At 38.5% G+C, this 24,610-nt stretch carries 21 protein-coding genes and 2 pseudogenes; 16 read left to right on the top strand and 7 right to left on the bottom strand.

Going from position 1 to position 24,610, the window contains the following annotated elements; all coding sequences use genetic code 11:
* Positions 1 to 19 precede the first annotated feature (19 nt).
* Complete coding sequence (locus G6Q48_RS19915) at positions 20 to 3,253, top strand: conjugal transfer protein TraG N-terminal domain-containing protein (protein ID WP_166268134.1); 3,234 nt, start codon at positions 20 to 22, stop codon at positions 3,251 to 3,253.
* 69 nt (positions 3,254 to 3,322) lie between these two features.
* Here G6Q48_RS19915 and G6Q48_RS19910 read toward each other — a convergent pair whose 3' ends face one another.
* Entirely contained in the window at positions 3,323 to 3,484 is a 162-nt protein-coding gene (locus tag G6Q48_RS19910) for a hypothetical protein (RefSeq protein ID WP_166268131.1), read from the bottom strand.
* Between the two features lie 239 nt (positions 3,485 to 3,723).
* Between G6Q48_RS19910 and traN the strand changes: the two genes are divergently transcribed.
* The 5 genes and pseudogenes from traN to G6Q48_RS23045 all read left to right on the top strand — a co-directional run.
* The gene (gene traN / locus G6Q48_RS19905) at positions 3,724 to 6,495 is read left to right on the top strand and encodes a conjugal transfer mating pair stabilization protein TraN (RefSeq protein ID WP_166268129.1); all 2,772 of its coding nucleotides are present in this window, start codon (positions 3,724 to 3,726) and stop codon (positions 6,493 to 6,495) included.
* 314 nt (positions 6,496 to 6,809) lie between these two features.
* A complete protein-coding gene (locus tag G6Q48_RS19900; RefSeq protein WP_166268127.1) occupies positions 6,810 to 8,282 on the top strand; it encodes an ATP-binding protein in 1,473 nt (490 codons plus the stop codon).
* A 137-nt stretch (positions 8,283 to 8,419) separates the two neighbouring features.
* Positions 8,420 to 10,485: pseudogene (locus tag G6Q48_RS19895) on the top strand (type I restriction endonuclease).
* Positions 10,485 to 11,198 carry a M48 family metallopeptidase gene (locus tag G6Q48_RS19890; RefSeq protein WP_166268125.1) on the top strand — a complete coding sequence of 238 codons (714 nt, stop codon included), beginning with the start codon at positions 10,485 to 10,487 and terminating at the stop codon, positions 11,196 to 11,198. The pseudogene G6Q48_RS19895 and the gene G6Q48_RS19890 overlap by 1 nt, the downstream one beginning before the upstream one ends.
* A gap of 210 nt (positions 11,199 to 11,408) precedes the next feature.
* Positions 11,409 to 11,504: pseudogene (locus tag G6Q48_RS23045) on the top strand (IS5/IS1182 family transposase); the annotation flags it as partial.
* 46 nt (positions 11,505 to 11,550) lie between these two features.
* On the opposite strand, the gene G6Q48_RS19880 reads toward G6Q48_RS23045, so the two are convergent.
* From G6Q48_RS19880 to G6Q48_RS19865, 4 genes are read right to left on the bottom strand one after another with little or no spacing between them, the layout of a single operon-like run.
* Positions 11,551 to 12,390: a hypothetical protein gene (locus G6Q48_RS19880; protein WP_166268123.1), complete on the bottom strand. Its 840-nt coding sequence runs from the start codon at positions 12,388 to 12,390 to the stop codon at positions 11,551 to 11,553.
* On the bottom strand, positions 12,390 to 12,950 hold the full coding sequence (locus G6Q48_RS19875; protein ID WP_125894528.1) for a FlhC family transcriptional regulator: 561 nt from the start codon (positions 12,948 to 12,950) through the stop codon (positions 12,390 to 12,392). Before G6Q48_RS19875 ends, G6Q48_RS19880 begins: the two co-directional genes overlap by 1 nt.
* Positions 12,947 to 13,501 (bottom strand): hypothetical protein, encoded by a 555-nt coding sequence (locus G6Q48_RS19870; RefSeq protein ID WP_072070760.1) that lies wholly within the window; start codon positions 13,499 to 13,501, stop codon positions 12,947 to 12,949. Before G6Q48_RS19870 ends, G6Q48_RS19875 begins: the two co-directional genes overlap by 4 nt.
* The gene (locus G6Q48_RS19865) at positions 13,491 to 14,039 is read right to left on the bottom strand and encodes a transglycosylase SLT domain-containing protein (RefSeq protein ID WP_166268121.1); all 549 of its coding nucleotides are present in this window, start codon (positions 14,037 to 14,039) and stop codon (positions 13,491 to 13,493) included. The genes G6Q48_RS19870 and G6Q48_RS19865 overlap by 11 nt, the downstream gene beginning before the upstream one ends.
* Positions 14,040 to 14,525: 486 nt before the next feature.
* Here G6Q48_RS19865 and G6Q48_RS19860 point away from each other — a divergent pair, with 486 nt between their 5' ends.
* On the top strand, positions 14,526 to 14,984 hold the full coding sequence (locus G6Q48_RS19860) for a hypothetical protein (protein WP_023159980.1): 459 nt from the start codon (positions 14,526 to 14,528) through the stop codon (positions 14,982 to 14,984).
* A gap of 303 nt (positions 14,985 to 15,287) precedes the next feature.
* On the opposite strand, the gene G6Q48_RS19855 is transcribed toward G6Q48_RS19860, so the two are convergent.
* Entirely contained in the window at positions 15,288 to 15,707 is a 420-nt protein-coding gene (locus tag G6Q48_RS19855; RefSeq protein WP_166268119.1) for a hypothetical protein, read from the bottom strand.
* A gap of 323 nt (positions 15,708 to 16,030) precedes the next feature.
* Between G6Q48_RS19855 and G6Q48_RS19850 the strand changes: the two genes are divergently transcribed.
* The 9 genes from G6Q48_RS19850 to G6Q48_RS19810 all read left to right on the top strand — a co-directional run bounded on the left by G6Q48_RS19850 (position 16,031) and on the right by G6Q48_RS19810 (position 23,197).
* Positions 16,031 to 16,843 carry a DUF4942 domain-containing protein gene (locus tag G6Q48_RS19850; protein ID WP_147675460.1) on the top strand — a complete coding sequence of 271 codons (813 nt, stop codon included), beginning with the start codon at positions 16,031 to 16,033 and terminating at the stop codon, positions 16,841 to 16,843.
* Positions 16,844 to 17,139: 296 nt separating this feature from the next.
* On the top strand, positions 17,140 to 18,099 hold the full coding sequence (parM, locus tag G6Q48_RS19845) for a plasmid segregation protein ParM domain-containing protein (protein WP_099660683.1): 960 nt from the start codon (positions 17,140 to 17,142) through the stop codon (positions 18,097 to 18,099).
* Between the two features lie 4 nt (positions 18,100 to 18,103).
* On the top strand, positions 18,104 to 18,484 hold the full coding sequence (locus tag G6Q48_RS19840; protein WP_072070758.1) for a plasmid partitioning/stability family protein: 381 nt from the start codon (positions 18,104 to 18,106) through the stop codon (positions 18,482 to 18,484).
* 10 nt (positions 18,485 to 18,494) lie between these two features.
* A complete protein-coding gene (locus tag G6Q48_RS23040; RefSeq protein WP_023159976.1) occupies positions 18,495 to 18,986 on the top strand; it encodes a hypothetical protein in 492 nt (163 codons plus the stop codon).
* Between the two features lie 1,334 nt (positions 18,987 to 20,320).
* A complete protein-coding gene (locus tag G6Q48_RS19830) occupies positions 20,321 to 21,157 on the top strand; it encodes a replication initiation protein (RefSeq protein ID WP_099660681.1) in 837 nt (278 codons plus the stop codon).
* Positions 21,158 to 21,159: 2 nt separating this feature from the next.
* A complete protein-coding gene (locus tag G6Q48_RS19825; protein ID WP_159287620.1) occupies positions 21,160 to 21,387 on the top strand; it encodes a hypothetical protein in 228 nt (75 codons plus the stop codon).
* 261 nt (positions 21,388 to 21,648) lie between these two features.
* A complete protein-coding gene (locus G6Q48_RS19820) occupies positions 21,649 to 22,482 on the top strand; it encodes a DNA replication terminus site-binding protein (RefSeq protein ID WP_166268117.1) in 834 nt (277 codons plus the stop codon).
* Complete coding sequence (locus G6Q48_RS23035; protein WP_166268115.1) at positions 22,479 to 22,775, top strand: hypothetical protein; 297 nt, start codon at positions 22,479 to 22,481, stop codon at positions 22,773 to 22,775. The genes G6Q48_RS19820 and G6Q48_RS23035 overlap by 4 nt, the downstream gene beginning before the upstream one ends.
* Positions 22,772 to 23,197, top strand: coding sequence for a hypothetical protein (locus G6Q48_RS19810; protein ID WP_023159973.1), 426 nt, complete (start codon positions 22,772 to 22,774; stop codon positions 23,195 to 23,197). Before G6Q48_RS23035 ends, G6Q48_RS19810 begins: the two co-directional genes overlap by 4 nt.
* A 507-nt stretch (positions 23,198 to 23,704) precedes the next feature.
* Here the strand turns inward: G6Q48_RS19810 and G6Q48_RS19805 are convergent.
* Positions 23,705 to 24,484 (bottom strand): DUF2971 domain-containing protein, encoded by a 780-nt coding sequence (locus tag G6Q48_RS19805; RefSeq protein ID WP_207393058.1) that lies wholly within the window; start codon positions 24,482 to 24,484, stop codon positions 23,705 to 23,707.
* Between the last annotated feature and the right edge of the window lie 126 nt (positions 24,485 to 24,610).

Genomic DNA, 24,610 nt, shown 5'->3' with positions numbered 1-24,610 from the left:
TCAATCGGAGTAATCAGTAATGGATTTTCACGTATACACATCATCTGGTGGAGCTTCGGCGCTTTCAATGGTGTTTAACGGGCTTAGTATGCTCAGTAACGATGGTGTCTTGGCAGGATCATTTAAAATCGCTTTTTTGTTATCTATCATCGGATATGTAATAAAATCTGCCGCTGATGGTGGTAGAACCATAGCATTTCAACAAGCTGCCGTATCAGTAGTTCTATTTTTATGCTTCTTTCAAGTTACAACAAGAGTCACGATTGAAGATGTTACAACCGGCGAAGTACGGGCTGTTGATAATGTACCTTTCGGTGTTGGTTTTACAGCATCAATTATCAGCAATACTGGTTATCAGTTTACACGAAAAATGGAACAGGCATTTTCAATACCAAGCATGACTGAAAACGGTCCCGTTGACCCATTGTATACCCTTGCATCAATGTTTGATGCAATGCGAGATCCGTTAATTTGGTCCAGTGGCGATAGCAAAAGTGCTCACTTAGAGGAAGCTATAAAGGTTTATACAAATCAATGCCTTGCATTTGATATTGCAAGAGGGGCTCAAAGTTTCATGGGGATCATGAATAAGCCATTTGATGATCAACTAGCAACAAGCCCGAACAGAACTATTGCCATTGAAGTAAACGGTAAAGTTGATGATGTGTCCTGTCTTGAGGCAATGAAAAGTATCAGGCTTATGGTTGGCGGACAAGCTGACTCAATCGGTAAAGGTGTGCTCAGTGTAAGAAATGGGTTTAGTGAAAAATGTAAAACATATGGCTCAAAGAACCAGTGTTCACTGCCTTTTGCAAACAAAACCATGACTGAAGCAATGACATTTTTTGGAGCAACTGGGAAAAACCTACGGGATTTTCAAGCACAGCTATTAATGTACCCATTCGTTGTTAATATGCCACAAACCGCTAATGAAAACGCCTATCACTCATATGCGGCAGTTGCTAAATCACAGTCGCAAATTCAACAATCATTTAAATGGGCGTCTGAAGGTTCGTCATTTCTAATTTGGATTCAGTATCTTCAGTCTTTTATACAGGCGGCTGTATACGGTCTGGTGCCATTTGTTGCCTTCGCTTTAGCATTCGGATTAATGGGCGTAGGTTTGAGCCTTAAATACGTTCTGGTGATTTTGTGGATTCAAACATGGCAACCGTTGCTGGCGATCATGAACGCTATTATGTTAACTAAAACACAGTCTGATATCTCAGTGCTGGTTTCTGGTGCTTCTAGTTTCTCCGATTTATACCATTTGTTATTTGTTACACAGAAAAATATCGCCATAGCAGGACACATGATGGCATCAGTACCGATGTTGGGCGCATTTGTGGTGTTTGGTTCCTCTTATGCTTTCACGGGATTAACAAAAGGTCTATCAACAACTGGTGCTCCTGATACGTCACCAATGACTCCAGATGCTACTGATTCTCCTGCTTTACACAAGCAATCAGCAGTTACTGAACAATCAGCACATAATGCAGTATCAACGATAACTGGCGGGAATAGCACTGCTCCAAAACTGGACTTATCAAATACGCGACAACAAGCTATACAATCTGCTTCCAGCAGAAATATTACAGCTCAAGAAACTTTAACTTCTGCTATTGATAAAGGTGTTAGTTCTTTGAGTTCTATGGGGATAAATACATCTCATAACTACGGATCTACCATCAATAGTGATACAGGTTTGAGCAATACAGTTAGCAATTCATCCAATAGTGGTTCGATGCTCACAACTGGTAATACATCTTCCACTATTGATGAGAGTGCCAAAATTACGGCTTTATCCGGTGACGCAAGCGTATCAGGTGGTATGGGTGTAGGTTCTCCAGAAACGGGTGGTGCTGGTGGTAAAGGAGTTTCTATTGGTGGTAGCACTGCCGTTAGCGCCCAATCCTCCGATATTCACCGTAATTCCGGAGCTCAAACAACCGGCATAATGACAAATGACTCTGTTGCAACGAATGACGCAACTAGTGTATCTAATAACATTCAATTTGCTGAACACATTGCGGATCAGCTTGATAAACATGGTGGTACTCAAGAAACAGCACAACTTGCTCAAAGCATCCGACAAGCCGCTTCACAAGCAGAAACAGCACAAGAATCATATAGTGATACTGTTTCTGCGAATAATTCAGTATCTACCAAACAGTCTTATACCGCAGGTCAGGTGGCAACTTTAGCAAATGAAAACAGTAATGTTATAGACAAAATCAATAACGAAAACCTAAGTAATGATGAATTTCAAAACAGAAAAAAAGAATACCAACAGCAGCTTAGTTCTATTATGGGAGCTTCAGATGCAGAAAGCGCTGCGACAATATATGCGGCAAATGATACTGGTGGTTTAGCTAATCACTTTGGCGAATTGTTCGGTCCTGCAACAAACCCTACCGGTGCAATGAATGGCGAAGAAAGTAGAAACATGAATGTTGCACAAAATACAGAGACAAAAGTTCAAGAAAATATTGTGAATAATCAGGGGGCTGTTAATACCAAGTTCGTTAATACAACTGCTCAAGCCCAACAGTACCTAAACAGCCAACAGGCTAATATAGAAGATGAGTCAGCCAAAAATAATGCAGGACTAGGTATGGCTGAGCATTATTCAGAATCTAGGAGAGCTAGAGAGCAATTACATGGTAGCTCGGTATCAGAAAATAGTTCTCGAATAATTTCAAATGAAGGTACAAGTGTTGCTACTAGCATGAATGCATTGACCAATTCAGTTAGTAACGTGGGTGCAGACCAAAACAATATAGAATCAGATACAACAGCAAATTTAAATTCTATGAAGTCAGTAAACGCTGCAACTATGCCGTATGAGCAGTCCAACAATATTACTGACGGTCTGGCAAAATATGCAGCTATTGCTAAAAATTCCACCTCTATTAATCAAATTAATGAAGCAGCAACAAATTTCGCAAATACATATTATGAAAATGGTGGTAATGCTAGCCGTGACCAACTTTACAGCGCACTTAATAATGTGCAAATTGAAGCAAGAACTGGGTCTGGAAATACTCAATTAAACATTACCAACAACACATTAGCTGGTGGTAACGGCAATCAAATTCCTCAAAGAAGTCGTCGAGATATAATTACCGGTACTGATCTCTCACCTAGTTCCATACCAGAAAAACCAGAAAAATCAGAAGGTTCTGGTGAAGATAAAGCAATTATTACAAAAGGTAATCCAATGCCAAGAGTAGAACAAATTAAACCACGATAACGGATATAAAAAAGGCAAAAACATTGTGTTTTTGCCTTATCTTTATGATCAGCGTTACTCAAATTGGCATTAAAAAAACACCAGAAAAACGACGATAGCAATACCTAATCCATAATCTTCTAAAAAACTACCGAAACTAGAACCGTTTTCACGCTTCCTAACATAAGCAGAGCCATATAAATCAATATCATGTTGACGCTGTTCTGCGGCTTGTTGTTCTGTTTTTTGCATTCTCTCCGCATGACACTTACACGAACGGGTGAAGTGATAATAACGCGGTCGTCTGTATATGAAACCGTGATTAAAAGACATATCGCCCCCCTCAACTGATTAATTTATATACCATCAAATCATACCTTATTTGATAAAAAATTACATGCTAAATAGAACCCTTTTCTAAGTATTTATCCTGAAAAACAAAAATGTAAGGTGTTTATCATGTGATGATCTGAAAACCATGAGGAAAGAAAATGATTCAAAATTTTAGGAGAAGAAATTTTTCTTCGGTGGTGACACATTTATCACTAATAGCCTATCTCTCAGTGATGATAACACCCGTTAACTCATTTGCTGAAGTTTCGACAAAACCTCCAGAAAACACAGGTAAATATCAGACAGATAAAAATAATCTGGAGGGAGTTACTGCTGGTCATGACACAGCTAAAGAGGCTTTAAATTTTTATAAAACATTACCAAGCCTAAATGTAGATTCGAAAGGTACTTCACAATTTGGTAAAGGTGAATCTGTCAATTTTAACAATATTTATTATAAAGACAGCTTTGCTATGGGGGTAGATGATGTATCAAACGTCTATGGCAATGATAGCAAAACAAATGAAATTGGGTTTCATGAATCAAAAAAACTGAAAACAGAACAAAGCCCCAAGGGAGAGGCATACCGAACTTTAGTAGGGGCATCCCGTCACTCCTCAATTGACATTAACAAAGATGATGATGTTTTTAATGTTCATAACGATTTTCTCTCAAATGAAAAAAAATATTCCGATGCTATTTCAAAATGCGAAACAAAACAGGTATTTGAGGATTATGTAGATAAAAAGCACATACCTGATTATAAGGAATGCACAAAAACAGTCGATGTGACAGGTGGTTACATAGTTAATCATCCATATTTAGCAGGTTTGGTATCTCATAATTCAGGTCCTGCAAATATTAAAACCTGTGGTGAGACATGTGTTGATATCTGGTTAGGAAAAGTAGGTGATGACTATTGGAAAGGTAACTGCCGAATATTTGAAGATTATATGTCTGTGAATGTTATTAACCCAACCGCTGTTATTAGCGCAAAAATAACCCGTGCTAAATGGGATGATTACATGCAAATCTATGCTGGTACAAGCACTGATCTTGAACAGGTATGGGGTGGACCACACGGAAAAGATGTTTTTCCACCTGAAACTCCTGGTCGGTGCGAACTTTCAACGAGTTGGGATCAGCAGTTAAATGTTGATGTGACTGAAAAATTTAGTAAAGTCCAACCGAATGATGAGGTATTTTTTAAAAACAGAGTATCAGTAACCGGTGCAGGTGAAGGCTTTGCACAATTACGCATTCAATTTGATAAGAAAAAAGCACTTACTAATGATGTCTGGAGCTCGCCACAGCAAAGTGAATTTAACAAGGCTGTAAAAGCCATTAAAGAAGGATTTTGTCAGGATTACACTGTTGTTTGTCATGACACAATAATCCCCGATAAAGACGGTTGTGCTGTCATAGATGGTGTCAAACTCTGTAAAGAGGACTTCATACCACCTCCGTTAGATAAAATATCACCATTCTGTAAGAGAGCAGAAGTGATCACGCATTGCGGTAAAGAGCATGGGGTAAACAACACATGCAAGAAATACGAGAAGCAAGGTTGTTCGTTTATAAAATCTCAATGTTTAACAGGAAAAGAAGGTGATATTGCTGGTTGCTGGCAATCTAGTGAAACATGGGATTGTGGAAAAGATGTTACCTTTAATAATGGCGCAGTCCATGAAAAGCTAATTTGTGACGGCGCTGTACAATGTCTAAATGGATCATGTTTACGTCCTTCATCTCAAGAGAATGGTGATTTTGCAACAGCGGCTGCTATGTTGAATGCGGCATCTTTTGCATTGGCAGATACGAATTGTGCTGATGCAGAAGAAGCAAACAACGGTGAATCTTCTTTGAATAAAGAGCAATGTGTCATTTTCAAAGGTGAAGCTCTGACATGCCGAACGGCAATGGGAGGATGGGTAGATTGTTGTGATCAACCGGTCGGTGTGAGCTGGATAGAATACGTACAGCTTTCAATGATGACTATGAGAGCGGCAGATGCCTTAGCGATAGAAGCAGGGTTGTTTGATGGTGGTGTAGGCTTATTTGATATGGCAAGCACAGCAGCTATGGATGCGGTGGAAGCTATTACAAAACCTGCTATTTCCGCTTTTAACTCTTTTGTTGGAAATGCCGGTGCTGAAGTAGCTCAAGGAGTCGCTGAAAAAGGCGTTGTCTCGATGACAACAGCAGCGCTTAACAACCTAACAACCAAAGTTGCCGAATGGACTGCAAACACCTTCGGTGAGGCTGTTACAAACGCTATTTTCCAATCCGCAGCTACTGAAGGCGGAAAAACTGCAACTCAATCATTAGCAGAAAACGGAGGGGCTAGCTCAGGTGCTTCAGTAGTGCAACTTTCATCAACGATCACAACAGCCATGTCAGTTGTCGGATATGCATACTTGGCATACCAAATGGCAAACCTATTGGTGAATATTATATGGGCTTGTACCGATGAAGAATTCAAACTGGCAATCAAAAAAGAAACTAAGTTAGGGACAAAGGTAGACAGTTGGTGTTCTAAGAAGGTCCTTGGCGCATGTATCGAAAAGAAAAGTAGCTACTGTGCGTATAACTCTCAGGTAGCCAGAATAATCACTGAGCACGTTAGAGGAACAATAGGATACGGTGATACAAAAAATCCGAATTGTGAAGGAATTACATTAGCAGATATGGATAAAGTAGACTTCACCAAAATAGACTTTTCTGAATGGACCGCAACTCTTAAAGAAGCCGACATGCTTCCTGATTTCAAAGAATTTGACCTCGATAAATATACGGGTTCTGGAAGTACACTCAATGCTGATGGAAAGCGAGTAAACTCTGTCGAGCGATTTACCAGAGGGGTTGAAGGTACAGATTTAGATGAAGTTAGACAAAGAGCGAAAACAAGGTTAAGTGTTAAAGATGAATAGATAAAAAAATCCCGCTTATTAGAGCGTGTTGATCTTTTCGGTATAAAAAGCAGACAGCAAATGGGGCTGTTATAATGGTTTCGCCAAAAATCAAAAAAACACCCCCAAATGCCGAGACTTATGTTAACAGATGATAGCTGGAAGTTACTATCAAAAATCATGCACCTACCGCCTGCATTTTTATGCTGATGCAGCAAATAAGCGGGTATATGTGGCGTATTTAGGGCCGAATTTAACTTTATGAATTTAAGGAAACTTAATGAGTAACTTAGCTCCATTCTGTATGGCACAGCTTAGCGCACTTGGAGATTGCCATGCCCGTTGATATGACATCGCAACAGTTGCAGGGGTTATTAAAAGAACTCTGTTCATTGCCCACCGAGACAGAATGGGTTGAGTTTAAACGCAATGCCGATGTTGAAAAAATCGGTGAATATATATCAGCGCTGTCCAATTCGGCTGCATTGATTGGCAAACAAAGTGCTTACATGGTGTTTGGTGTCGATGATGATTCCCATCAAGTAGTTGGCACAACGTTTAAGCCATCGCAGCAAAAACATAAACAACAAGAAATTGAAAACTGGTTATTGCAAAAGTTGCAGCCAAAAATCCACTTTCGCTTTTATGAGTTTCTGATGGGTGAACTCGAAGAATTGGCCGTGGTGATTTTAGAAATACAACCAGCCACGCACAATCCTGTTCAATTTGACGGTATTGAGTTTATTCGTAGTGGTTCTTATAAGAAAAAACTCAAAGAGTTTCCGGAAAAAGAGCGAGCCTTATGGCGAGCGTTTGATAAAACGCCTTTTGAGCAACAATTAGCTGCAAGCAATATCTCATCCGAAGAAGTGTTGAAGCTGCTTGAGTACCCAGCCTATTTTGATTTAACCGGGTTACCCTTGCCTGACAACCGCAGTGGGATTTTGGAAGCGTTAAAAGCCGATAAGTTGATTCAGCCTGCCGTAGGCGGGCAATGGAATATTACAAATCTTGGTGCGATCTTATTCGCAAAGAAGCTGCAAAACTTTGCTCATCTAAGCCGCAAGGCTGTCCGTTTAATTCAGTATAAAGGCAATAGCCGAATTGAAACTGTTCGGGAAATTGAAGGCAATAAAGGGTATGCGGTTGGCTTTGAGGGGCTGATTGATTACTTAAAAACGTTATTGCCATCAAATGAGGAAATAGGAAAAGCGTTTCGCAAAGAAGTGCCAATGTACCCTGAATTAGCGATTCGTGAGCTAGTGGCTAACGCCATTATCCATCAGGATTTTTCTTTAACCGGTACTGGCCCCTTGATTGAAATCTTTGAGGCTCGAATGGAAATCGTTAACCCGGGGACTCCTTTGGTTGCGACGGAGCGATTTTTAGACTCACCGCCACAAAGTCGTAACGAGGCGCTGGCTTCTTTTATGCGGCGAGTAAACATTTGCGAAGAGCGCGGCTCGGGTATTGATAAGGTCGTTTCGCAAACGGAGTTCTATCAACTGCCTGCGCCGATATTTGAGATGACTCAAAACCATACACGCTCAGTGCTCTTTGGCCATAAAGAGTTTGCTGAAATGGACAAAGAGGATCGCATTCGTGCGTGCTATCTGCATTGCTGTTTAAGACATGTGAACCGTGAGCATATGAACAATGCTTCTCTACGTGAACGCTTTGGTATCGAACAAAAGAATCAAGCTCAGGTAAGTCGAGTGATAAAAGACACCGTGAAAGTAGGGTTGATCAGAGCCTATGATCCAGACGCTGGAACGAAAGCTATGCGTTATGTGCCTTGTTGGGCGTAATTTGCTTGATCGTTGCTTGACTGGGTGGTGCTGAATCTAACTGGTTTGATAGTAACTCGTTGATCTAAATGGATAAAATTTGCTTGATCGTTGCTTGATTGGCAAGGGGAACAAGCTTCAATTGATTAGAGGTTAGGATGAGTAACGTAGGTCAGCGTGAGCGCGCTACCCAAAATCGTATCGTTCAGTTTTTTCAAACTGACTTAGGCTATCGCTATTTAGGCGATTTGCAGGATCGCGCTAATAATAAAAATATTGAAGTGGATATCCTCGTTGATTGGCCAAAAAAACGCGGTGTCAGCGAGGCGTTGATCAATCGTGCTATTCGCCAATTGGATACGGCAGCAGCACTGGGTGAAGGTAAAAAACTCTATTACGCCAACAAAGAGGTTTATCGCCTACTGCGTTATGGCGTGAAAGATAAAGAAGGTGCTGGCCATCTTAATGAAACCGTGTGGCTGATTGACTGGAAAAACCCAGAAGCAAACGATTTTGCCATTGCCGAAGAAGTCTCTATCAAAGGCGAGAACAAAAAACGTCCAGATATAGTGCTGTATGTCAATGGTATCGCGCTAGGTGTGATTGAGCTGAAACGCTCTTCTGTGTCGGTTTCCGAAGGTATTCGCCAGAACCTCGACAATCAGAAGAAAGATTTTATCCGTAACTTCTTTACCACCATGCAATTGGTGATGGCGGGTACGGCAATGCCATGTTGGTCTGCTCTAGTGTCTATCAAGCTTGTAAAGCTTATGAAATGTTCAGCCAAACAGATTTAGCCGGTAAGGTGGCTATTGTCACCAGTTTTCAGCCGACTGCTGCAAGCATTAAAGGGGAAGAAACCGGTGAGGGTTTAACAGAAAAGCTCTTTAAATACGATATTTACCGCAAAATGCTTGCGGATTACTTCGAGCAACCGGAAGACAAGGCTGCAAACCGGGTTGAAGAGTTTGAAAAAGAAGTTAAAAAGCAATTTATTGATGAGCCAGGACAAATGCGCTTGCTCATCGTGGTCGATAAGTTGCTGACTGGCTTCGATGCCCCTTCGGCTACCTATTTGTATATCGACAAACAGATGGCTGATCACAATCTGTTTCAGGCCATTTGCCGCGTGAACCGCTTGGATGGCGATGATAAAGAATACGGTTACATCATTGATTACAAAGATCTGTTCCGCTCGTTGGATAAAGCGATTTCTGATTATACTCAAGGCGCATTTGATGGTTATGACAAGGAAGACGTTGCAGGGCTGCTGAAAGATCGTTTAGAGCAAGCTAAGCTCGATTTGGATAATGCGCTGGAAATGGTGCGCGCCTTGTGTGAGCCGGTAAAAGCGCCACGCAATACGGAAGACTACATTTATTATTTTTGTGGTAAGTCAGGTCTGAACCAAGACGAGCTCACCGAGAAAGAAGCACTGCGTTTAACGCTTTATCAGAACGTTGCCAAACTGCTGCGTGCGTTCGCCAATATCGCCAATGAAATGCCTGATGCAGGCTATTGCGCGCAAGATGTAGACTTGATAAGAGCTGAAGTGGCTCATTTTGAAAAAGTCCGTGACGAAGTAAAACTGGCCAGTGGCGATTTGGTAGAAATGAAACGCTTTGAGCCTGCGATGCGCCATTTGTTAGATATGTATATTCGTGCGGATGACAGCGAAGTACTGATGGATTTCGAAGAGCTGGGGCTTATTGAGCTCATTGTCGAAAAAGGCGCTGATGCCGTGGAGGCTTTGCCTGAGAGTATTCGCAAGAATCAGGAAGCCATGGCCGAAACCATCGAAAATAACGTGCGTAAAACCATCGTTGATGAAAACCCGGTTAACCCTAAGTATTACGAGCAAATGTCGGTGTTATTGGATGAGCTGATTGAGCTTCGTCGCCAAAAAGCGATTGAATATCAAGAGTATCTGGAAAAAATCCGCGAGCTATCTCGTAAGGTTATACGTCCGGAGCAGACAGCGGCTAACTATCCGCCATCGATGGACTCTAATCCAAAACGCGCGTTTTACGATAATTTTGGTCAAGATGAATTGCTGGCTACCAAAATAGATAGTGCCATTCGTTATACCAAAAAAGCGGATTGGGTGGGAGATCGCTTTAAGGAGCGAGAAATTGCCAATGCGGTGCGAGAAGAAACGACGGGGTATGAGGTGGATATTCAGGGTGTAATGGAATTGGCAAAATCGCAAAAAGAGTACCATTGATGCCTAAGGTAGAAATTGGTTCTATTGCGATGCAGTTAAATCGTAAGGCAATTAAAAACCTTCATATCAGCGTGTTGCCACCTGATGGGCGTGTGCGTGTTTCTGCTCCTGAATCTATGACAGAAACCGCAATCCGTATGGCAGTGATCAGCCGCATTCCTTGGATCAAGAAACAGCAGAGTGATTTTGCCAAACAACCTCGCCAATCTGATCGAGCAATGGTTAGCGGTGAATGTCATTACCTGTGGGGCAGGCGTTACCGTCTGAATCTTATTGAGCGTTCCGGAAAGCATGAAATCAAGCTAGGTCGTGGTCGATTGCATTTATATGTCAATCCCGCAACAACGCTTGAGAACAAGGCGCTGGTACTGAGCTCATATTATCGAGATGCGCTTAAAGCGCGAATCGCTGAGTTATTGCCTGTTTGGGAAGATAAGATCGGCGTTACAGCTGCAGATTGGGGAATCAAAAAGATGAAAACCAAGTGGGGCAGTTGCAACACGCAGGCCAAGCGTATTTGGCTGAATTTAGAACTTGCTAAAAAGCCACCGGAGTGTTTGGAGTACATCCTAGTGCATGAATTGGTGCACTTGCTTGAGCGTAATCACAATGAACGCTTCAAGGGGTATATGGACAAGCTACTTCCCGATTGGCGAGAGCGCCGTGATTTGTTAAACCGCATGCCTTTGGCGCATAATAATTGGATTTATTAGCAGGCTTTTAAAGGAAGTTTTTTTGATTCAAAGAACTGATGATTGAAATTATCAACAATAAAGTATGATACTTTTTTGTTTTAATAACGTTTATCAGTTTATTAGGTAGCAAGTAAAAGTGTGATACTTTTAGAGATTTAAAAAATAACCGCTATAGCAATATCAATAAGTTATAGCGGTTAAAGTGTGACACTTTTTTGTATATCTACAGCAGTGGCGACTCGGTATGACAAATTAGCCCGAAATTATGAAAGTGTTGTTGCTTTAGCATTTTCAATCATGTGGCTCCCAATGTGGGTCGATTGAAATATGCACTACAAAGATAAACACGCTCTAATAAGCGGGATTTTTTTTATCTAAATTTATATACCTGACCATTCCGTATTATTTTTGGCTCACTTTTCAAATTGCTCGGCAAAAACAGTACGGTTTCAGGACCTAACTCAACACTAATTTTCTTGAATTCTTCCTCATACCTACCAGTATCGTGTAAATAATGAACACACTCATGATCCGTATAATTATATGAATACTTCAGATTAGTGAATGGTGCTTGATGCACATTTACATATAGATTCTGATCGGAAATATTTCTATTTTCAGTAACAGATACAAATTTAGCAGCGTTACATACTAAAACATTTCCAGCCACTTCAGCTTTAATTGCATTTGATAAGTATTTATCAAAGACAGAGTTAATACGCTTCGTTTTCAAAAGTTGGTCACTGAAACTCAGCGGTGTAGATCCCCATTCGGTTACTAGTAAACGACCTTCCATCATAGGCGCTCGTTCTTCTGGAGTGCTTGTATCAAAAGCTAAGAGCCCAAAAACAGGGTTTACTGTTGCAGCAAGGGTAAGATCCACTACATTTACTGCATTCTTACTTTGTGAGATGATTTCTCTTAACTGATCCATCCCTTTTGTATCGCTTACAACAATAGGTTCCTTAATTTTTTTTAATGAATTTCCTTTCTGACTTGGTATTAACACAGCAAAGATTGTGTAATTATCCGCATCATCATCTAGATTATTCAACCCTATTGATTTAGCAATTTTGAGAGCTTCACTTCCATTTTCAACCACTGGTTTTGAAGCCTCATTATTATATATCCAATTACTATTTTCATTATTAGCACAGCCGGATAACACTAATGAAAATAGAATTCCTGTAATCATTTTACAACTTTTCATTATTCACCCTTATTATTAATGAATTCATTTTCTTTAGATTCAGAGCAATAAGGACATTTCATATTGCAGGAATCCTCTGATTCGTGTGTAAGATAGGTATATTTCTGCCGACACTCAAAACAGCCAGTTAAACCAATTATTCCATTTCGGTAATTGGTTGCAATTTGCCATGCCAAGTTCGGATCAATTATGTGTTTCTTTAATGGATCATCAAAGAAACCACAATGAACATTAAATAAATGGCGGTATGCTTTATAAGCACCAACCAATTCTTCTATTTGCAATCTATTTTCTGGATCTTGTGCAGTCATTAAATATACATGTAAAAAATCAGTTGCAGATCGTTTATCATGTTGATTAGCTAATATAGTGCTAATTTTTCTTAGTCGCCCTAACGTAAAATCATTATCCTCATTATCAATTCCTGAATCATTTCGTAAACATCCATACATACGTGGAGATATTGCTGGAATCTCAGACAATATTACATTCTTTCTAAATCCAAGTTTTATCATATCAATTGCTAATTGATAACCTTCTGGCGCAATAGTTAATTTCATTTAAACACCTTTCCACATAAGCGCGCTCTAGATTTAAGATAGAATAATACATCATCATATTTTTTATGATAACCATCACTATCGACTAATCTAGTTGATATAATCGAAGGTCTGTAAATTGGAGAGATATTTATTTGCTTTGAATACAAAGAAAACAGTATTTCCTTAAAAGAAAACTTATTAATTGTATTGTATGACTGACAATCATTAAACCAAAAGAAATGATTAGTATCTGTGCCAGACATGCTGTTAATAATTGCTGATTCAATTAGCATTGTTAAACGCAAAAATGAAACATCCAACAGAGATTTTTTAAAATTTGGGTCTTTCTTAGTATATAAAGACTGAGAATCCTCTTTGTAGCTTAATATATAAGCAGGCACTTTCAATCCACTGAAAAAATCTCTCATAATGGAAAAATCTTCAACAAAACAGGTTTTGTCAGAATTGACGATCACAAATGGATTATTATCAACTCTTTCAGAATTACTTAATAAACTGAAAAGTACATCAGTCATTTCAGTGTTGTAGCAATTTATTTTATTGTTCATTTTCTTTCAATCTTTTCCATATGAGCAGAACTGATTCACCATATTCTTTAGCTTTGTTCTTTAACGCTGGATTTGGTGTGTGATAATTACCGATGGCTTGCGCTATATCATTTGGAGATAGTTCAATCGCTCGACACAAGACCTTCGCTGATAACTCAATGTTCTTATCTACATCTAATAACTCAGCAGGATCAGAAACATAATTACTACCGTTCCAACGCCAATTAATTTGTGTAATACCGATATCAGTCAATGCTGAAACGCTTACATATTCCCGCACTTTTCGGACAGCATCATCTCGGTTCACCGGATAATAAGAGCCCATAATTGGGTTATTTAAAGCATAGCGATGGGGTGCAACAAAGGATTTATCGCCTGTTCTATGGGAGCTCTCTTTAAGAGCAATAGCATAGAGTAAAAGCGGATCGAGGTTACATTGTTTAGCGTGCTTTTCCCACGAGGTATTAGTTAAATCTACAACAGCAGCCTCGCAAATCGCAGCATTAAAAATGCTTAAAAACAGAAGAAAGCGTTTCATCCTCCCCTCACTTATGTTGAGCATATACGTATATATCAGTATAAATTATAGTAAGACATACATTAGTCGTAAACACACTATCTACGACTAATTCAATTTATTATACATTTATTTACAGTATGCGTAAACAGAGAGGGAGTAAAATTTCACTTATATTCAACATATTACATAATATAAATAATTAGTGGCATGATACTTATTATCCAAAGAAATTAATAACATTCGCATTAAGTCGAAAATAGGTGTTTTATGGCTTACGAAAGACAATTCTTTCTTCTGCACCAAAATCGTTATCGGCACATTTTCAAAAAACATTAAGTCACCAAGGGGGTTTTGGTGACTTAATGTATCTCACATATTAAGTCACCAAAACAGTAGTTACGACTTAATGTAATCGAAACATTAAGTCACCAATAGGGTGGTTACGGTATAATTAGTTTATGTTAAAATGACTTTTTCTAAACCTTTTCTGGAGTGCTGAAATTCATGTCAGTATCATATGAAGATGCGTTATTGCTAAAGCTGGAAGCAATCCTTGCTGACTGTGAGGAAGCAATAACTGTATGCGCTGATAATGCGGTAAATCTGATCCAACAGTTTATGCAAGAAATAAATAACAAACAGCTATTCTCCCCATACCTGCCAGTAATTCATAACGACAGGGGCTCAGTACGGATTCGATGGGGAATGGTTGTGATGAACAAGGCGACTAAAAAAGTTGGCTCTATGCGTAATGCTCCAACCACAGGTAATGGCGATTTTGACATACGCTATTTTTCAATTCGGTCTGATGAAGTACGCCAACTTATTCAAAAATACGAGGATAAGTTTAAAATTATCAGGGCTGACATTAAGCAAACCAAAAATATTACTAAATCATTGAAAATGAGAATTACACATTTGAAAAAGGGCACAAGAAAAACGGTTATCGGTGTTACTCGCTGATTTTTATGTTTTTTTTGTTTACTGTGAGCCGTAGGCGATCCTTTCCCTGTCTTTAAAAACAGCGTAGGGGCGATTTTGAGAGGACTTCCACACATCATCGTGGATAACATTGGCGTACAGGCTAAAGTGGCTCAGAATCGCTTAGACGAAGCATATATGATATTAAAAAGCCACTACTTGCATCCATTCACTTTTTTCAGCCATTTTGTGCAGTATTTTACGAATAAGTAGAGGCTTTCCCTTTGGGGAAGATAGCCAGACACAATAAGCTCTGACTATTTTTCTGTAATTTAATATTGAATCTTAATTAATTAATCTTTTCCATATATCCATACTTGAATCTGCTGATATTTTAATTACATCCCAATTAATACCGTAATTACAATCATGGTTGTTTTTAAGTGCCTCCAATACATCTAAACAAAAATTCTTTTTATCATCATCACTTAAATTAAAATAGAAAACATCAAGATCAGTTTTATTAAATTCATCTAATTCTGTTTCACTATCCCAACCGGAAACAATACTTGCATGAATATCTTCAGCACACCACGTTACCGAGAAAAAGCCTTTCTCAGTAACAGTATATTCTTCAACACCTATATTCGACTTTCTTATTATTCTACGCGCTTCCTTTTCAGACTTTGCTTGTACATCAAATGAAGCTAGAGCATAGTTATTGTTATTAAGATTAACCTTATACGATACATTATAGGTATTCATGACTCATCCTCGTTTAATTATTATTAGCTGTGGTAATTAATTATATTTGAGAATTAATAATATATTCGTACAAAGCTGAAAGCAATATTTTTGTAAAAATAATAAATACAATATCACCACTTATATAAACACAACAATTCATTATACAATTAATTACCAAATTAACAGAGTTAAATTAAATCATAATTATTCATTTTTAATTAAATAATGAAGTTTTCACTTTGACAAATATATATCTTTATTGTTATTTGCTTGATATGGTACTACTTCTATTTTTTCTCGCCTAACGTATGCCATATAAAAAATTAAATTGGATTTTATTAATGAACCTTAATACCAATACTAATATCATCGAATCAATTGAGATAGACAGAGTAATTGCAATCCGAGAACATGCTATTATCCTATATAAAGAATCACTCTCTAAAGCAGCAGAGGCTATCGAAATATTAAAAACAATCCCCAATACCAACAATCATTTTCCTCACCAATGCATAGAGGACGATTTAATTGATTTGCAATACCCTAGAAATACTAATGATGATGATAACAGAACACGGTTTGAACTTTGGTTAGACAGAAAGATATGGAAAATGTTTATTGATAAATCTGGTATCAAAACAATCATGAGCAATAAACAAATAGAAAAGTTACATTACGACCTTTACGATATGAAATCGCCTATATTCAACTTTGAGAATGCATTAAGCACTTTTACAAGTTTAAGCGCTAACAAAGCTGATTCATTTAAGAATGGATTGATGGATGCGTTGCAATCTGTCTCATGGGATTACAAGAGTAATAATCCTCGCTATCTTGGCAAAAAAATAATAATGGATAATGCTGTTTCAGTTGGTAAGTATTCAACTAGATTTAATAAGACTGACACCGTTAACGATCTAGTTAGAATATTTTGCATCTTACAAAAAAAACCAATTCACGAATTTCAAAATAGTGTAGGGCTATATATATCTGATAATGTGCGAACTAATAATAAAAATTTTGAAACTGAATTTTTCATCGTTAAGTGGTACAAAAAAGGCACAATGCATCTATTATTTAAAAGTGAAAGTTTGATAAATAATACTAATGATTTGATCGCAAAACTTTTCCCCTCAGCATTGCCGCCTTTGTGATACACATTCACAGTCAAGGTATCGAGGTATATCTACACATATCAGATATACCTCAATTAATCCTCACACAGTAATACCACACAGAATAAGCCTCATATAAACCTCAGTTATGCATCACACCCACATCTAAATGATATATTTTCATTTTCATTATGATTTTTACACCCTGATATTTCCCAAATTAATCTCACATCAACCTCTTGCGACACTCAGTTTCCACTGTTAAAATTACAAACATACTCAATATCGCATCAAATAAATCTCAGATGCATCACATTAACAATTAGAGGCTTCAAATGCGTATTTATATAGATGATGGTTCTACTAACATAAAAATGCTGTGGGAACAGGATCAGGAAGGTGAAGTAATTAAAATTAGTCCTAACAGCTTCAAACGCGGTTGGGGTACGGCTTTTGGTACTGGCAAACCATTCAACTATACCGTTGATAACGAGAAGTATTCATTCGATATTATTGATCCTGACAATTTGCCAACTAACAACGTAGCTTGGCAGTATAGCCCTCTAAACGCAGTTGCAGTGCAACATGCACTTCAGATTAGCGGTTTACCTCCCCAAGAAGTTGAAATCGTTGTCACTCTACCATTGGCAGAATTTTACGATCAGGATGCGCAATATCGAATGGATAACATCCAACGCAAAAAAGATAACTTAATGCGCGAAGTTCAAGTAAGCCGGAATGAACCTTTCAAAATCAAAAAAGTAACCGTTCGTCCTGAGTCAATTCCTGCGGGTATATCTTTGTGTGATGAATTAAGACCCAATCATTCTGTACTGATTATTGATATTGGAGGCACCACAACTGATATCTCAATGGTTTCTGGTCAAATGACGTCTGTATCACGCATTTTTGGTGATCCTACGCTTGGCGTATCATTGGTGACTAACGAAGTCAAAAGAGCTTTGGTGAACGCTTCAACAGAAACATCCAGCTATAACGCAGATCAACTCATTATTAACCGGCACGATGAAAACTATCTGTTAGATAACATCAACAGCGTTGATGATATTCAGATGGTGAAAGATGCCATGAACAGCAGTATTGAACGACTAAATACCCGTGTGCTCGATGCGGTCAGCACCTTTAAGGGCTATACACATGTCATGGTTATTGGTGGTGGAGCTGCGCTTTCCGCTGATGCAATCAGAAAGAAAATAGCAATCCAACCAGAACGTTTCTACGTGGCTGAAGAACCTCAGTTTGCTTTGGTTCGGGGTCTGAAATTATTAGGATAACGTTATGAAACAAGAGCGTAAAAAGATAATTTTGTATCTTCGTCCCGAACTCAGCGAGGCTGATAAATTCGCAATTAAAAAGATTGAAGAATCGCCGGTTCAAACTGAAGCAGTACGTACAGCGTTACTGGCAGGGATCGCATTAGGGGAAATTGATGATAGATTGCCTTCTTTGCTGGCTTCAATTCTATCAGACAGGACAAAGGCTGATACCTTCAAAGTAATGTTAGATTCCTTTCTAACTGTTGATAGTGACGGCACTCATGCTCACAATAAAGTAAATTTGAGTCAGGCAAAACGGGCGTTACTGACTGATAAAGTAAAAATAGAGAAGGAGCCCCCAAGTCAGGCAGCACAGAATTTGAAAGGTTCATTACCAGATTGATGGGTGGTGTATGTCCGAACAAGTGTATGGTGAGACTTTAAAGTTCTTCGCCGATTGGCAGAAACACGAAAAGAAACGTTCCTGTCTTAACTTTCAAAAGGTAGTTTCCAGATCTGGCGTTCCTACCCTTAACATCGAGATAGCACCTCTTGAAAAGGATGGAACTGCAAGATGGGAACAGAAAATGACTATTCAGTTATCCTTAAAAGAATTGACTCAACTCACTGCATTAGTTCTTCTATCAAAGAAGTATATTGATAATCTAGATGCCCGATATCATGGGGGTCATAGAAACAAAGGGTTGTCTGTCTTTGATAATGGCAAGTCAGGAATGATTTTCTTGATCTCTGAAGCAGGACAGACTCTAGAACACGGTATAGATCAATACCAACGTTTGGAACTTGCTGTGTTCATCGTACAGCAGCTATCCGCAGCGTTAAAAATAAGTTATGCATGTACTGTTGTAACGCTAAAAAGTCTGTATTTGAACGACACTCATTAACTGAGAAGCCTAAACATTTGTTTGGGCTTTTTTTTTTCAATCATAAATGAATTTACATTTTTAGCTCTGAACAGCGAGAGACATGAAAACTTGTTTTCGTGTCGGTGTCGCTGTTGAACAAACGAGCAAAGCGAGTGCGTTAGAAAGCATAAGAAAATTGTCCACAGTGAAGCACATCTTAGCATATTAAGATCTTTTTTTTCTTTTTAGATCTTAAAACATTAAAACCTTAGATATGGGGATATATTCATAATAATCATTTGGTTACGATATTAAAGGTCGTCGCTGATGCAGTGAAAGGTCGTCGCTGATGCAGTAAAAGGTCGCCGTTGATGCAGTGAAAGGTCGCCGTTGATGCAGTGAAAGGTCGCCGTTGATGCAGTGAAAGGTCGTCACTTGTAAAGTATATGCGGTTAATTATTAACCAAGGCTCGTTATTTAATCAAAAAAATCATATCCTATTAATTAATATTAGTTTATTTTCTAATTTTGTTGTGGATAAGTACGATTTTCTTAAATGTTTTGTAATATTCCACTACCGAAAAAGTATATTTTTGATTTGCTGCAAAAGGTCGCCGTTGATGCAGTTAATCAATAAAAAGGTATTTTTCTGCTGGTGGCTAAAGGTCGCCGCTGATGCAGTATAAATATATACTTCTATCATAATTTAATTCATATATATCAACATGTTATACAAAAGGTCGCCGTTGGTGCAGTATAGTCATAAAAAAAGGTACTTTTCTATTAAAGGCTAAAGGTCGCCACTTGTGCAGTATATAACGGTGTAAATGCTTAAAATAAATCCTTATATATCATATTGTTACACTAAAGGTCGCCGTTGATGCAGTACGGTCATAAAAAAAGGTATTTTTCTGCTGGTGGCTAAAGGTCGTCGCTAATGCAGTATAGAATGGTGTAAGCATGTATATATAATCCATATATATCAATCGGTTATGCTAAAGGTCGTCATTGGTGCAGTATGATCATAAAAAAAGTTACTTTTCTGTTTAAGGTAAAAGGTCGTCGTTGATGCAGTATAGAGTAGTATGGTGGACTTCATTAACTTACTGTTTATCAGTATGTTAACGAAAGGTCGTGACATATGCAGTTTGTCATATGGAAATTTCGTTAACTGACTTGGCAATAAGCCGTCATGGAAGTATTGCTAATGTGAGAGGTAACATACTTTATGTATTTATTATCACAACGTTAAGGCTATTTTCGTCTGGTGTTCAATACTCTACCAGCTACGTATTACTTTAAAGGTCACTTTGCTTTTAGACAAAACAACCTTTAGAATATATACCTATCATGTTGGAATTGAGTCTTTTGTGATGAAAAAGAAGCAAATCAGTAACTTAACACTTTATACTAATGTTCGTCATTCTGATGATTTCAATCTTTCCCTCGCCAGCTTGCCTATACCGGCGAAAAGAGTGCTGTTTCTTATTCTCGCTCAGATATCTGATCCTAGAGAATCTGTTGATGAAGATGAAATATGCTTTGAGGTTAAAGCTAAGGAGTATGCTGAAATTTGTGACGTGGACCTTTCAACTGCGTATAAATCGCTTCCACTCGCCGTAGATACTCTGTTGAGCTCTCACATATATGAAGATCTAAGTGAGGAAGGTTTTAAACGAGCTTCAAAAACCAACATTACAACGAGCGCTACATATTACTTTGACGAAGGCTACTGCAAAATATTCTTTAACCGTAGGGTATTTCCCTATTTCTTTGAATTATCAAAAAAATTCACAACACAAAACCTTTTTTATGTAGCTAGATTATCGGATGCTAGTTTGGCAAATCTATATCAGCTAATTATGAAACGTTACTCTAAACGTAATACTATTGCCGAATATAAAACGTCTTTCACAATTGGAGTTGACGAACTTAAGGACGAAATGTGGCTGTTCAATATAGATAAGAAAGGCAATAAGGAATATCTCTATCAAAGCTATAAGTATTTTGGTCAGTTTTTAAAGCGGCTGGCGGTTAGTTTGGGTGAACAAACGAATATCAAGGATGTTTCAATTGCGATTGAGTCACGTAAAGGACGCAAGGCTTCTGTGTTACGCATATCCTATGTTATTCACAATGAAAAAGTGGGTAGTTCTATGCCTACCGATAAGGAACTGGACGAGCTCGAAAAGCAGATAGGTTTATTATAGTAATGATGTATAAAAATAAACGATTACAAGAAAAAATTACTCAGTTCAGTTTGCAAAACCAGAATTATAAAAAAAATGCTATGTTGAACCATATTCAGGATGATTTATTTGAAATGAAATCATCAGGCATGTCTTGGAATGCGATTATGGATGCTTTACCTGCTTACGGCTTGATGGTCAGTGATAGCAGTTTTAAAAAATTTTTGAAGAAATCCAGAGAACAAGAATAATAGCATGATCGGTCATATTTCATTTTGTAAAAGTCGCCATGAAATATGCCAACATACAAAAGATGGTGTAGTTACATGGGCGTTCCACCTTGAACAGCCGCGCCTAGAGAAAAGGGGGAGAAAAAAAGAGAAAAAGAGAGAAAAAAGCGCGAGTCAGGGGCGCAGATGTCTAAGTTTCGCTCCTGTATTTGTTGAACGCTTATTTGTATGTTGGCATATTTGGTTATGATACTTTCTTTCTATGAACAGGAGTTTCATGTGATGCTTGATAGCTATATTGGTTCATTGCTGAAGTACCTCCACCAGCTTGACTCTCTTTTTCGAGATACAAAGGTAATTTCAGCCCTTACCTGTGTCATTCCACCGGTAGAAAATGGTTGTGATGATATCGGTAAATGCATTGAGCCGGTTGTGAATTGGGGTCCTGATGCCTATACATCGGTTATCTCATGTTGGCAGGACTTATACATTTCTCCGCTGTACTCACAAAAGTTTGCGAGGCGAACAGCCGGATATGTACAGTTATCAACTGAGGCTATGGAACTTGCTGATCATCTAATCAAAATTAATACCGTAAAAAACAATATCAGAAGCACGATTGTCGCACTGCCAAAATCTGAGCGCTTCACCATTTTGCGTAAACATCTGAGCAACGTAATGACACTGCATTTGTACCGGAACATTCCTGTATTTAACTCTGACGATGTGATCACTCATGCATCATATACGTGGGGCTTAAAAGGACTCATGCAGAAAACAGACCCTGTTAAGCTTTATCAGCTCATAGCAGACATAGCAAAAGGCAACGCTGAGTTACAGGACTTAATGTATAAAATCCAAGAGTGCCCTGCTAATAGGCTCAGAATAAAGCGTAGCGTTACGCCGCAGCCGATCTGCAACCTAACCTTTGCCAGTGGAAAAAAACGCTGCATAAACGCGCCTGTGCCGTTTTTGATAGTGCAGGATAAGGATTTTAAAGTCAGTCCCCTACCATTGTTCACCGCTGATGCTGACCGACAGGTGCGTTCTGACAAACACAAAACAACTCTCCTTGGCGTGTTTAGGGGGCAACAGATAATTAAGTTGGAAAAATGATGAAGAAAAAAACACAACGGGAATTCTCAACCGCTCGTTTTTACTTTTGTGCTTCAATTGCCATGTTTTCGTTGATGGGGTGCGGCTCATTGGAGGAACGTGAAAGAGCTGCGTTTGAACTCGTAACAAATGAACCAAACCAAGAGAATATTCAATCTTATCTGAAGCTGGCTGAAGAACTACAAAGAAAGCAGGTTGATGAAGCCAGGCAAGCGGCAGATGCGGCTACGTATGAGCGAGACAAAGAGCTCAATGATTATTTCAAACAGTATGGGAGGACCTATAAAAAATGATGAACAACATAGCATTGTTACAGCACATAGCCTCTGAATTGATAGCCCATTCCGGAGTTTCCGCGAAACCGGCATTTGATAAAATTAGTGCAGATGATGAAAAATTCATTAATGAACTGTCACCGTCGAATCTGCTTGAACTACTCGAAAACCCTCTACCAATTATCATCAATAATTTGACTGGAGAGCCCCATTCTGTAATACATAACCATTGCGAGGATCAACGCCCCGATAGTAAAACCTATGGATATGGTATTGGGTATGAAGCAGGGAATAAAATAATAGTTTTGGCTGATGAAATAGATACATATTATCACTCACTTAAAGCTAAACAGTACCTAAAGTCTATCAATTATCTGCCTGTAATGACTCAGATGGTCGGTTTAAATTACCAAAATGAAACTGTTGGTTTGTATTATTAATTTACAAAATAATCAATATATCAGAGAAATACATGAATCACTCAGTTGCCTTCATAACGCCTAGGTTTATCACCAACACATCCTCCTATTGGGCTATGTTTTATGTTGCGATTTTTAAAGCTCTTGTCAGAGGATATTAAAGCTTGAATTTTCCTAATATCGAGTTTGAGTAATAAATATTGTCAATTTGAGACTTGGAATGTTGTGAGTGTTGTCAGAGTTAGTAGAGCGCATCGCTTCAGATGCTAGCGGAACGATAGGCCATTCATTTTTGTATTTAGTCGAGCAAGTAGCTATGTTATCCATTCAATCTGATGTCTTCATCTAGCCCTTCCTCATGAATGAATATTCACTTAATAGTTGGGTGCAACAACTGATTCAGTCACAGAATTGAGATAGAGAGCGAAACTGCCAGCTAAAACAGTTATGCCCCATTATCATCTAGGCATAGATTATGGGTTAGATGCATATGGCAGTAACTGGTCTACTTTTTCTAATGACCGTTTGCTAGTCAAAGTGATTAACTATCCCCCCCTTAATACTTGGCCCGAATATCTCTATTCCAGACCGAGAAACCCTTGGATAGTAACTAGCCATTTCGCCCAGATCTATGCTCTCCCTTTGCAACGCATAACTACCTCTTTTTTGAGTTATTTGGAAGAAACTGAATTCTGAAATTCTATCTTTTAATGCGCTAACGACAGTATGAATAATTGATGAAGGGCAACGGAGACCAAAAGTGATATCAATCATTTCTAGGGGGGAATCATTTAAACCCACATGGTCAAAGAGCCGCCATTCTGACTCGTACTTCCATGGCGTTGCTTTTCTTAGCAATACGGTATTGTCGAGTTCTTTTTTTGCTGAAAATTCGTTATTAAGTATGGCTCTTGCGATAAGACTCGTATGCAAACAACGATCATCGCTATAATCCACTTTATGCAAAGTGGGAATTGGCTTTCGTTTTAAAGAATAGCCAATACAAAGACCTCTGTGCTGATCACCATAATGACTCCAAAGTAAAGAGCTGTCTGGAGTAGAAGAAAAGCAGCAGACTCCCTTATCGTACTGTTTCAATAATTCGGTTTGAATGTCACATGTTAAAATCCAACATTCTGCATCTTCCACTGAGATATTACTTTCTTCATAATCAGGGTTAGTTGCATAGTAAGCTATATCAGCCAAGGCCTTAGATGCCGTATTATTCGCTAGCTGAATGCTATAGTCTTTCGCGTCATCTTTATTGTACTTAGCTTTTTTTAATGATGATAAAGCCTCGGAGGACACTCTACGCTTTACTAGTTCATACAGAATTGTAGTGGTCAACTAAAATTGGCCACGGTTTTAGAGTTTTTCCGGTATTGGTTTTCTGATTCGTTTGGTGGTAATCCACCGTTATATTCATGCGGCCTG

It is taken from the genome of Providencia sp. M-27 (assembly GCF_011077905.1).
GTDB classification, from domain to species: domain Bacteria; phylum Pseudomonadota; class Gammaproteobacteria; order Enterobacterales; family Enterobacteriaceae; genus Providencia; species Providencia huaxiensis.
The sequence above is the reverse complement of the archived record's forward strand: the minus strand, read 5'-3'. Positions and strand labels throughout refer to the sequence as shown.

Excerpts from the sequence above, each read along its gene's own strand:
- G6Q48_RS19915 (WP_166268134.1), top strand. The coding sequence starts at position 20 with ATGGATTTTCACGTATACACATCATCTGGTGGAGCTTCGGCGCTTTCA.
- G6Q48_RS19910 (WP_166268131.1), bottom strand. The coding sequence starts at position 3,484 with ATGCAAAAAACAGAACAACAAGCCGCAGAACAGCGTCAACATGATATT.
- traN (WP_166268129.1), top strand. The coding sequence starts at position 3,724 with ATGATTCAAAATTTTAGGAGAAGAAATTTTTCTTCGGTGGTGACACAT.
- G6Q48_RS19900 (WP_166268127.1), top strand. The coding sequence starts at position 6,810 with ATGCCCGTTGATATGACATCGCAACAGTTGCAGGGGTTATTAAAAGAA.
- G6Q48_RS19890 (WP_166268125.1), top strand. The coding sequence starts at position 10,485 with ATGCCTAAGGTAGAAATTGGTTCTATTGCGATGCAGTTAAATCGTAAG.
- G6Q48_RS19880 (WP_166268123.1), bottom strand. The coding sequence starts at position 12,390 with ATGAAAAGTTGTAAAATGATTACAGGAATTCTATTTTCATTAGTGTTA.
- G6Q48_RS19875 (WP_125894528.1), bottom strand. The coding sequence starts at position 12,950 with ATGAAATTAACTATTGCGCCAGAAGGTTATCAATTAGCAATTGATATG.
- G6Q48_RS19870 (WP_072070760.1), bottom strand. The coding sequence starts at position 13,501 with ATGAACAATAAAATAAATTGCTACAACACTGAAATGACTGATGTACTT.
- G6Q48_RS19865 (WP_166268121.1), bottom strand. The coding sequence starts at position 14,039 with ATGAAACGCTTTCTTCTGTTTTTAAGCATTTTTAATGCTGCGATTTGC.
- G6Q48_RS19860 (WP_023159980.1), top strand. The coding sequence starts at position 14,526 with ATGTCAGTATCATATGAAGATGCGTTATTGCTAAAGCTGGAAGCAATC.
- G6Q48_RS19855 (WP_166268119.1), bottom strand. The coding sequence starts at position 15,707 with ATGAATACCTATAATGTATCGTATAAGGTTAATCTTAATAACAATAAC.
- G6Q48_RS19850 (WP_147675460.1), top strand. The coding sequence starts at position 16,031 with ATGAACCTTAATACCAATACTAATATCATCGAATCAATTGAGATAGAC.
- parM (WP_099660683.1), top strand. The coding sequence starts at position 17,140 with ATGCGTATTTATATAGATGATGGTTCTACTAACATAAAAATGCTGTGG.
- G6Q48_RS19840 (WP_072070758.1), top strand. The coding sequence starts at position 18,104 with ATGAAACAAGAGCGTAAAAAGATAATTTTGTATCTTCGTCCCGAACTC.
- G6Q48_RS23040 (WP_023159976.1), top strand. The coding sequence starts at position 18,495 with ATGTCCGAACAAGTGTATGGTGAGACTTTAAAGTTCTTCGCCGATTGG.
- G6Q48_RS19830 (WP_099660681.1), top strand. The coding sequence starts at position 20,321 with ATGAAAAAGAAGCAAATCAGTAACTTAACACTTTATACTAATGTTCGT.
- G6Q48_RS19825 (WP_159287620.1), top strand. The coding sequence starts at position 21,160 with ATGATGTATAAAAATAAACGATTACAAGAAAAAATTACTCAGTTCAGT.
- G6Q48_RS19820 (WP_166268117.1), top strand. The coding sequence starts at position 21,649 with ATGCTTGATAGCTATATTGGTTCATTGCTGAAGTACCTCCACCAGCTT.
- G6Q48_RS23035 (WP_166268115.1), top strand. The coding sequence starts at position 22,479 with ATGATGAAGAAAAAAACACAACGGGAATTCTCAACCGCTCGTTTTTAC.
- G6Q48_RS19810 (WP_023159973.1), top strand. The coding sequence starts at position 22,772 with ATGATGAACAACATAGCATTGTTACAGCACATAGCCTCTGAATTGATA.